The 9524-nt window shown below is 40.0% G+C and carries 11 protein-coding genes and 3 pseudogenes; 9 read left to right on the forward strand and 5 right to left on the reverse strand.

Annotated features, from left to right (window positions below; all coding sequences use genetic code 11):
• Position 1 precedes the first annotated feature (1 nt).
• Entirely contained in the window at positions 2 to 793 is a 792-nt protein-coding gene (locus HCR01_RS20750; protein WP_193197969.1) for a ParA family protein, read from the reverse strand.
• Positions 794 to 1080: 287 nt separating this feature from the next.
• Between HCR01_RS20750 and HCR01_RS20755 the strand changes: the two genes are divergently transcribed.
• Positions 1081 to 1500: a hypothetical protein gene (locus tag HCR01_RS20755; protein WP_193197970.1), complete on the forward strand. Its 420-nt coding sequence runs from the start codon at positions 1081 to 1083 to the stop codon at positions 1498 to 1500.
• Between the two features lie 82 nt (positions 1501 to 1582).
• A complete protein-coding gene (locus HCR01_RS20760) occupies positions 1583 to 2068 on the forward strand; it encodes a hypothetical protein (RefSeq protein WP_226889496.1) in 486 nt (161 codons plus the stop codon).
• A gap of 246 nt (positions 2069 to 2314) precedes the next feature.
• Here HCR01_RS20760 and HCR01_RS20765 read toward each other — a convergent pair.
• Positions 2315 to 3500: pseudogene (locus HCR01_RS20765) on the reverse strand (RNA-guided endonuclease InsQ/TnpB family protein).
• Between the two features lie 308 nt (positions 3501 to 3808).
• Here HCR01_RS20765 and HCR01_RS20770 point away from each other — a divergent pair.
• From HCR01_RS20770 to HCR01_RS20780, 3 genes and pseudogenes are all read left to right on the forward strand, one after another.
• Positions 3809 to 4765: pseudogene (locus HCR01_RS20770) on the forward strand (ParM/StbA family protein).
• Between the two features lie 114 nt (positions 4766 to 4879).
• Positions 4880 to 5140: a hypothetical protein gene (locus tag HCR01_RS20775; protein WP_193197972.1), complete on the forward strand. Its 261-nt coding sequence runs from the start codon at positions 4880 to 4882 to the stop codon at positions 5138 to 5140.
• 169 nt (positions 5141 to 5309) lie between these two features.
• Positions 5310 to 5615, forward strand: a complete 306-nt coding sequence (locus tag HCR01_RS20780; RefSeq protein ID WP_193197973.1) for a nuclear transport factor 2 family protein — start codon at positions 5310 to 5312, stop codon at positions 5613 to 5615.
• On the opposite strand, the gene HCR01_RS38910 is transcribed toward HCR01_RS20780, so the two are convergent.
• From HCR01_RS38910 to HCR01_RS20790, 3 genes are all read right to left on the reverse strand, one after another.
• A complete protein-coding gene (locus tag HCR01_RS38910) occupies positions 5580 to 5930 on the reverse strand; it encodes a hypothetical protein (RefSeq protein WP_226889497.1) in 351 nt (116 codons plus the stop codon). The genes HCR01_RS20780 and HCR01_RS38910 overlap by 36 nt on opposite strands.
• A gap of 159 nt (positions 5931 to 6089) precedes the next feature.
• Positions 6090 to 6332 carry a transposase gene (locus HCR01_RS38915; protein ID WP_226889498.1) on the reverse strand — a complete coding sequence of 81 codons (243 nt, stop codon included), beginning with the start codon at positions 6330 to 6332 and terminating at the stop codon, positions 6090 to 6092.
• A 27-nt stretch (positions 6333 to 6359) separates the two neighbouring features.
• Positions 6360 to 6575, reverse strand: a complete 216-nt coding sequence (locus tag HCR01_RS20790; protein ID WP_193197974.1) for a hypothetical protein — start codon at positions 6573 to 6575, stop codon at positions 6360 to 6362.
• 111 nt (positions 6576 to 6686) lie between these two features.
• Here HCR01_RS20790 and HCR01_RS20795 point away from each other — a divergent pair, with 111 nt between their 5' ends.
• From HCR01_RS20795 to HCR01_RS20810, 4 genes and pseudogenes are all read left to right on the forward strand, one after another.
• A complete protein-coding gene (locus HCR01_RS20795) occupies positions 6687 to 6827 on the forward strand; it encodes a hypothetical protein (RefSeq protein ID WP_193197975.1) in 141 nt (46 codons plus the stop codon).
• Between the two features lie 229 nt (positions 6828 to 7056).
• The gene (locus tag HCR01_RS20800) at positions 7057 to 7341 is read left to right on the forward strand and encodes a hypothetical protein (RefSeq protein ID WP_193197976.1); all 285 of its coding nucleotides are present in this window, start codon (positions 7057 to 7059) and stop codon (positions 7339 to 7341) included.
• 157 nt (positions 7342 to 7498) lie between these two features.
• Positions 7499 to 8764: pseudogene (locus tag HCR01_RS20805) on the forward strand (IS701 family transposase).
• A gap of 408 nt (positions 8765 to 9172) precedes the next feature.
• A complete protein-coding gene (locus tag HCR01_RS20810; RefSeq protein WP_193197977.1) occupies positions 9173 to 9523 on the forward strand; it encodes a hypothetical protein in 351 nt (116 codons plus the stop codon).
• Position 9524 lies beyond the last annotated feature (1 nt).

Here is a 9524-nt window from a genome sequence, read left to right on the forward strand (position 1 = left end):
ATTATTTTTTCTCCTTAATCAATGCGACTAAATCATCCGTAATTTGTTTAAAATCCTTACAAGCAGCATGTTTTGGTCGGTATTTTTGTAAAGGTAAGCCGTGGGCACTAGCATTTTTGAATTCATTTGAGTTACGAATTTTGGGGTAAAGCTTCAAATGTAAATGCTTGGCGATCTCCGGTAATTGCTCTAAATATTGCCTGTGCATTGCCACCGTATCATCATACATACTTGGTACAAATCCCAAAATTGGTGGACGAGGTTCTAACTGTAACTCATCACCTGTTGAAATACACCATTCCACCAATTCTGCTGAACCAGAAATAGCCTTCATTTCCAATTGCACCGGCACTAGTACATGAGTCGAAGCAGCTAAAGCATTAACATTTAACATTCCTAGTGTCGCAGGGCAATCTAAAATCACCAAGTTATGAGGTAAAGGGTAATTTTTTAAGCGATCGCTAAGTGCGTACTCTCCCCGTTTCCTAATTACTAATTCATTAGCGATCTCAGCCATTAATGGATGCCCTTGGCAAACTTGAATTTTTGATTCTTCCCAAACCGAAAGTAATTTCCAATCACCCTTAAAATCTTTAGATAATACTTTGACTAGAGTATTTGAGACTTCAGCAGGTGGCAATCCACAAAATACATCCAGAGAACGTTGTGGATCTAAGTCAATTATTGCCACGGAAAAACCACGCTGACCCATTTCATATGCAAGGTGTACACTAAGTGTCGTTTTACCTACTCCACCTGCGTTAGCTATAAGTGAGAGAACTATCTGCTTCATATTGATTTTCCGTGTCGGATTTCAAAATCCGACATAGAGCTTTGAAAAAATGTACATTATGCAGTTCAATTTGTCATCATTTGATGTCGAATCTTAAAATACGACATATCTCTTGATAAGAGAGAACTATTATAGTGAGTAAAAAATGAAATCTACACAGCGCCCATCCAACCCAACAGCAACTAAAAAACAGCACCCCAAGGCCAAAGCTTGAACTTGTTGCTTATAAACTTGTAGAGCAACAGCAAGTAACATCTCAGCCTATCCCCAGTAATGAGCCGCAACCGATGCCTTTAGCAACGTCAAGAAAAGCTGTTGATAAAGAGCAACATTTAGAGAAAGATAAAGTCGATACGCGCGATGGGCTACTCCCTACTGTAGGCGATCGCAAATCAGATTCCACGCTTCAATCTAAGCAACACCAATATACACCCCGCAATGAAGAAGAGTTACCGCTTAAGAACTGTCAGCATATTCAATTCTTGGACTGTGATAAACCAGTGGTACAAATTATCTTTGAATGCTACCATTGCCAGCAAGGAATACTGAGTGAGTTTACTGGCTCTCCAGCAATGGGAGAATATAAAGGTCGTCCTTCAGCAATTCAGGTGAAAATCCAATGCCCCAATTGTGAGCAGACGGCTATCAGGCTGACTACAGGAAAAATACTTTCGGTAACAGCAATACCTTCACTTTGGCAGCAATGATTGTACACGCCAATATCAAAAGTGATTGCTGAGCGAGATTAACTTAGGGATAATGCAAAAGTTGAAATTTTCACCATCTTTGATGACTGCACTAACAGCGCTCACAATTACTAGTTGCAGCACTGCTACTACTGAACAGTATGAAGCTACAGCACTCACTAGTTACACCTGGCAGATTAAGTATGCCAATAACCTAACTAGTGAGTCACAACCTCGTATTGAAACCTTTGCTAAGACTTCAGTATTGAATCGAAATGGAGCACAACCATTAGGAAAAGTGATTGGGCCAGACGACAGGGGATTGTGGTGGCCTACTTTACCACCGAAACCAAGTGTTGATAAAGTTGAACAACGCAAAAAGCCTCAAGAAGAAGCAGGTAAACCCGAATTGTTGAAAGATGTCGAGTACCAAATAAGCTATGGAGTGGGTAATGCACAGAAGACGCTACCTACTAACTATGATGTTTATCGACAAGTAGTTAAAGCATACCCAACACGAACTCCTTTGCAATTGACTTTGGGTGTGAATGATAATTCAGTTGAGAAAGCTGAACCTGTAAGCAAGTAATAAGTTATTTTTGTCTCGTTCTTCAAAAATCTTTATGGAGTATACATCTGGGCTATGTACGTCCCAAATACTATTTAGAAATTTAGTGACAATTTAACACCTGTATAGGGTATATATAGGTAATGCTTAGGGTATTTTTTTGTTGACTTTCACTTTGTACCCTACTTGACCCCCAATATACATAAAGGAATGAAGAGAAACTTGCTTTCAGCCACTCCCCCGAATTCAATTCGGGGGATTCAGGCATCAGACAGAGATTGCAGTCTGAGACTGTCTAACATCTCCTACACCCAAGGTTGAACTCCCAACCTTTTTTATATTTAAACTGGCGTTTTCATCTCGGTCATTTTCTGATTGACACGAAGGGCAACGCCAACGCCTAACCGATAAATCCAGCGATTCTAAAACATGGCCACAGCAAGAACAAGTTTTACTGCTTGGATACCATTGGTCAATATAGACTACTTGTTTACCCTTTTTCAGCGCTACCCATTCCAAGATATCTAGAAAATCTCGAAGCGCTAAATCACTAACTTTTCTTCCCCATAAACGCTTCATACCCTTGATGTTTAGCGTCTCAAAACATAGCACATCAAACCTATTGGTCAAATTATGCGCTAGTTTCCAAAACCAATCACTTCTGCGGTTGGTTATGTCTTCATGAGCACGTACCAAGTTCTTTCTTGCCCGTTCCCTGTTAGACGAACCTTTTAACTTCTTAGAGTGATGCCGATTCGCAATCTTTATGGCGTTGAGTGATTGCTTAAAAAATTGGGGAGACTCAATTTTAGAGCCGTCCGAGCAGGTTAGGAATGTCTTTAAGCCAAAATCAAAGCCCGCTATTCTACCAGTCGTGAGTTTGATTTCTGGCTCATCAATGCTATCAACGACAACGACCATAAACAATTCACCCAATGGGGTGCGCTTAATAGTCAGAGTCTTGATTTTTCCCTCTGTCTTGGGAAGTTCAGATCGTAGGAAACCTTCGCTCTGACTTTCCGCAATCTCTCTAGATTTCCAAAATTGATAAATCCGACTCCCAATTTTAACTCGATTGCCACCTAAGAATTTATATCCGGCTTGCTTTGAGGTGAATGACTTGTATTTTTTGACCTTTTTAAACCCCGGTGGTCTAACCCCCTGGTCTAACCCCCTTTTTATTGTGTTTAAAAAATAGTTGGTAGGCTTTCTCAATGCGTTGACAAATATCTTGCACTGCTTGAGAACCTACTGATTGCCAAAATGGGTTATGTTTCCTCAGTTTGGCAATATGAGACTGAAGTTTTGCACAACTTAAATGCTTGCCCCACATTCGGTAGTAGCGTTTATGGAGAGCAATACAATGGTTATAAATAACCCCACTCGCGTTAATCATTCGCTTGAGGTATCTATTCCGCTTGTGTTCGTACAACTTAAACTTTAGTGTCTTCATGCTAATATTGTCCCATGACGACGGCACTATGACGGCATGAAAAAATTAACTGTGCGATGTTCAGATGAAGAGTATGAGGTTCTTGTGAAATATTGCCACAAGAAAGAACGTAGCTTAAATGATGTTTTTAGAGAATTCATCAGAAGCTTGACGGACAAATAAATTTGTCCTATTCGCTTATATCCCCCGGCTAGAAGCACGGGGGCTTTACGCATCACGGCTCCGTAAGTCATTTTCCTCTAACCCTGTTCTCTCATCTCACCTAAACAGATAACTTTCACAAATCAAATCGTATTGCCTTTCGCCTTATGTCGAACATTCACACCTTGCAAAAAATTTTTGCTGCTGGCTTTGATAACGGTTACGGTAGCCTGAAACTTTTAGTCGATGGCTTTGAAGTCGTTCGTGTCCCCAGCTATATTTCTACGGCAGATATGGAAGATGTCCCCGGATGAGTAGTTTTTAACGGCAATGCTTACACCGTTGGAGAATCGGCTTTCCGTACAGGTCATCATTTTGACCGTAACACAGATAGCAATGAAAACAAAATCAACAATGCGCTGTTGACATTATTAGGTGCATTAGCACATCTACCACACCGTAAGGCCTGGCATTTAAAGCTGGTCGTCAGCTTACATGATGTTGGTCTGGCATCACAGTTGCAACAAATTTTAAACGGAGAATATCAGCCAATTCTTGCTGGCAAACAATCAGACGTGAAGATAGAAGTCCTTAAAGTTGTGCCAGAGGGAATGGGTGCATTGTTCGGGCAGCAACTCCCGCCAAAATTAACTGTTTTAGATTTTGGCAATGGTACGACTCTGTATTCTCGTTACAACCAGGGTAAGCGAGAAGTACATACACCCTTCCCCGCAGGTGTTGAAGTTCTCATCGAAGATATTGCCCAAAAAATGAAACATATAAATGGGGGTAAAGTTGGCGATGTATCGAAGATTCGATTTTGTTTAGAAATGGGGCATACCAAGTACAGCCGTGACATTGATATCAAAGATGTCTACAGCACCGCTTTGAAAGATTGGTATGAAAAATATTTAAAGAAACCAGTGAATATGACACTTGATGCCAAACACACTGGAGATGAGATTTGGGCGATTGGTGGAGGCTGTTTGTTACCTGGGTTTAAGAAGCTCTTGGAAAAGAATGGTTTCAAAATACGGGACAATCCCGTGGAAGCTAATGCCAATGGACTCCTACAAATGGCGAAAGTCATTATTAGTAAGAATCCAGTAACCGCCTCTAAGTAAGTGAGCCAGAAGAATACTCATGCAAAGAGCAATTCTGAATCTACTAACCATTGTTCGCACTACAGCCCAATTCTGGCTAATGATGATTGAGAACTGAATTCTATATTAATCACAATGACTGAGAAACAAGACTTGCCCGCAGAAAAGGTTCGGATCAAAGATAGCTACCGTGAACGCATATTTGCAGAATCACAACAACTAGGTAAAAGTTACCTGGAGACGCTTTACTTTATCATTGATTGCTATTTTGCTTTCAAAAGGGGTGCATTCCCTATGCAACAAGTACTTACGCAACAAGCAGCTTTTACCCCGATGACTCCTGAGCAAAACAACCTTACAGAGCCGACTCCCCAACCATCTACACACGAAACCTAAGAGAATACGGAAAGCCAAACATTCGACCTTGATTTTGATTTGTAACAGTAATATCAAGTTCTTAGCTTTGTTTGGATTAATGCATAAATGTTCTATATAATTGCCGTTTTCAAACATTTATATAGAAAAGTTTCGCAGAAAAAATAGTTAAAAGTATTCTCCCCGCAATATGAAAATCACTTTGATTGAACAATTAGAAGAAAGACTCCGGCAGGCTATGCTTAAAAATGATGTTTTAGCCTTAGAAGAACTGATTGCCGATGAAGTTGTATTCACGACGCATATCGGTGAATTAATTGATAAGCAGACGGACTTAGAAGCACATCGCTCTAATATTCAAAAACTTGTTTTACTCCAAGGTCAACAACAGCGAGTGCAACTCTACGGTAATACAGCTGTGGTGACGGTAAAAATGGAGACTGAAAGGGTGACAAAGAAGCTAGAAAGCAGACTGAATAAGAGCCATAGCACGTAAACCTCGATGAAAATAAGGTAGTTTACCAGGCTTTAAACGCATGAATTCATGGGCTAAATCAGCCCAAAATTCCATTGCGCCTACCCATAATTGACCATACAAACCGACCCAAAATGCGCTATGTCGGCGGTGTAATCGCTTTAATTCTTTCAGACGACCAACATAGTTTTGTAGTCCCAAAGAGCGAGAATTACGACCAGCTAAAATAGCACAAGTATAGGCAATAGCAATTAATAAAATCAATGCTATCAAGCGTTGGCCATCAGCATAAGTAGATTCGAGATTATAGCCCCCAGTCTTGCAATCACCGAACATCACCTCAATACCACTTCGCGACTTAAATGCTTTAATTGCATCTTTGAGGCTGTCAAGGTTAGTGAGTAAAAACCAGCCCGCAGGCTCTAGCTTGCCACGATATTTGCGCTTGTAATATCCGGCTAAATTGAATTTTCCAAAACCTTTCTGCTTGGTAGATTAAATACCGTTTAGAAAGAACGAGATACCAGGATTTAATCCCAAAGATTGTAAGCTTTGATATGATTCATTTTCTTGGCGAATATAGGTGCCTTGTTTTTGACGCAGCACAAAGTCAATTCCCTTACTGTGTAACCAATGAGCCAGTTTTATACTATGAAATTCTCTGTCTGCCAGTACAAGAATTCGATATCCTTTGAACAACCGTAGCAATGGGCGGATTAATCTTTTCTGCTCGCTCAAATTACTGCATCTACTAAATATTAAAGTTTATTTATCGCATAGGTCTTTGATAAAAGCATCAATCGCTTTAGCTGCTGAGGACTGCCTACCTAGCTTGAGTTTAGTAAGGATGCGATCGCGGATTGCTTGAAAGTCTAGCTGTGATTCCTGAGAGGAAGATAAAGTTTTTTCTATCAGGCGGCTAGCTCCCCCAGCTTTCTGCAAGAAGTAGTTGATTACGTCAAAGCGACTTACGCTAATCATCAAAATGACAGCCTTACAGTTCATGTTCATAAAGATGGTACGGCTTGTCTAGATAGCAACGATTGGGAATTGCTATGCACATACAGAGAAGTTACCCGCAGATGTACTAATTTGTTGTCGATTGCTATCCAAGAAAAACTTAGAAAAAACGGGGAAGAAAAAGAATACCAGGAATGGAAGCAGCAAGTAGATATTGCAACCACTCGACTTGAAAAGGAATTGCGACAAGACGAGGAAGCTATTAAGAAATAGCGACGACTAATCAACTATAGCCCCCAATAATTTCCGGGGACTCAAACCGCATAGAGAGCGCATTGAATCAAGACTAGACAGGTTTTATACCTGCTCGACGCTCTCTTAAAAATTTGAACTAACCACAATTACAAACTTTTAGAACAAGCCAATCATGTCTGCTGATATTCTACGTTAAGAAATAGACGGTATTGAATACTTTACCGTTGCCAGCACGGGGGAATCGGGAATGAGTCAACGGGGGTTGTCTCGACTTTGCGGAGTGCAGCACAGAGCGGTACAAAAAATACTTGAAAACCTGGCTAACAAAACCCCCCTGAATGGCTACGAGAAAACTATCTTAATACCTCAACAGGATGCAATACTCTATGAAGATGGTATTGAATTTGATGGAGAGGGTAAAGAAGAATATATCGGGATTGTAATCGATAATCCATTAAATTTACCTTGGCTGAATCCCTACCCAGAAGAACCTGTTCTGAAATGGCAAGGTAAGGATTTAGAACAAGTGTAGGAACAGCTACGCGCTCAAGATAACTGGCGAGTTTTCTATCGAGATTTTAATGTCGTGTCTGTAAATCCTTGATCGCTTTAGCGGGACTTAAACAAAACTGAAGGACTAAAAAGGATATAATGCTTAATTAGCATAGGTTTCACATTGAAAGAAGCTCATGAAAGAAACCACTACCGCAGCCATGCCCCCGTGCTTTGAAAGATGGTGTCAAAGATTTAATGATGTGTTTACTCATAAAGCTCAGAAAAGAGAGTTTAGACACTATTTAGGGGGATTACTAGGTGAAAGTGAGAGAAAAAAACTATTTCAAATGGCTTCTAACGCTGTAGAGGTTACTTATCACCGTTTACACCACTTTTTAACCGAAGCACCTTGGTCTAGTTTACAGGTGAATGAGCGTCGGTTAGAAATTATGAATAAGTGTAGTCAGACGAGAATTAGTAGAGGCTTTAGCCTAATAATTGATGATTCTGGACATAGAAAGAGTGGTAATTTTACTGCTGGAGTGGGGAGGCAGTATATCGGAGAAATAGGCAAAACAGAGAATGGAATAGTGGTGGTAACAACACATCTATATGATGGACGAAAAAGCTTACCATTAGATATCGAATTATACCAGCACGCTGATTCACTACCACAAGGGAAACAAGACCCTAATTGTGAGAAAAAACCAGAATTAGCAATTAAGTTAATAGACTTGACTTTAAGCCGTGGTTATCATCCAGGAATAGTAATTGTAGATTCTGGATATGGTAACAACACATCCTTCTTATTAAAGTTAGAAAATCGTCAACTTAGGTATTTAGGAGGATTAGCTAAAAATCGCAAAGTTATTGTTAGTGAACAAAATAATATTCAACAAACAATTAGACTAGATGAATGAGCGCAGAGTTTACCCCAAGAGGCTTTTACAGAAATTCAACTTAACTTAGATAAACCGAAGACATTATGGGTGATAACTAAAGAAGTAGAGATATCTGGTCTAAGTGGAAAGCGAAATATTGCTATCGTCATGAATGCTGCAACTTTTACAGATGCCACTGAAATTGACTATTTTATTACGAATATCTCTTCATCAATTGTCACACCGCAATGGATAGTTGACACATATTCTCAACGGAATTGGGTGGAAGTTTTCTATCGAGAAGCCAAGGGATGGTTAGGGCTAAAGGAATATCAAGTCCGAGAGAAAAGAAGCCTAATTCGGCATTTTATCTTGGTGTTCTGTGCCTATACTTTTATTCTTTGGCATCAGATGACAGGCGGTTTAAGACGTAGGTGGGCAAATATACCTTTGAACACTTTTACTGAAGCAATAGATGCTTTTAGAACAGCTATGTCTTTTCGATTTTTCGATTGGTTGACCTTTAACCGTGACGTATTTGCTGCTTACAAAGCCAGTTTGGGCTTTATTTGGGCTTAATTTTTGTCTAAGTCCCGTTAGTTCGATAGATATTAAGGTATACTTCAGTTCGGGTTCAAAGTAGCGAGGATACCGTTGGCGAAATATTGCTTAAGATTAAAATGGCGAAGCGACGGTGTATTACAATAGGTTGATTTTTTGTCAAACGCAGATATATATGTAAATCAATGATTTTGTAAATTTATAAGGCATTTACTGATGATAATGAATATAAGTTAAGAAAAAAAGGAAGCAATAAATTTTCTTAATTGCTTAGAAAGCTTGATTTATAAGAGTTTAGTGGGGTGCGACCGCGCAAGATCATTGCTCGGTCGCGGCTTGCATCAGGTTCAGAAATTTGTGATCGCTAGCGAAGCTGGTATATCATAATTATTTTCTCATGGACATGAGCAGGGTGACTTAAATATTATGTTTAATCGTTTTTTGTTAGCTACAGTTTCCTTATTAACTGCCTCTTGCATCTTTGCAACTACTGCAAGGGCAGAGTCGAAACAAAGGGAGCAGCAGTTGTCAACAGACAGACAGGAAGTATGGCCTACACCCGTGCCGACGCAAAACACCCGACGACGAGCAGGAGAAGACCAAAAAACCTATTTTGGTAGAATAATAGGGAAGTCGCCACTCGAATGGCCATCTAATGAGGATTACTGCCGAATCGACTTCTTGTCCTACAACCCATGCTTGAGAGAGGAACAGCAGCGGCAGTACAACAGAAGCCGAAGTCAGGAGTCATCTGGTTCACAGGATGTATCCAAATAAT

Source organism: Nostoc sp. MG11 (assembly GCF_014904695.1).
Lineage (GTDB): Bacteria > Cyanobacteriota > Cyanobacteriia > Cyanobacteriales > Nostocaceae > Komarekiella.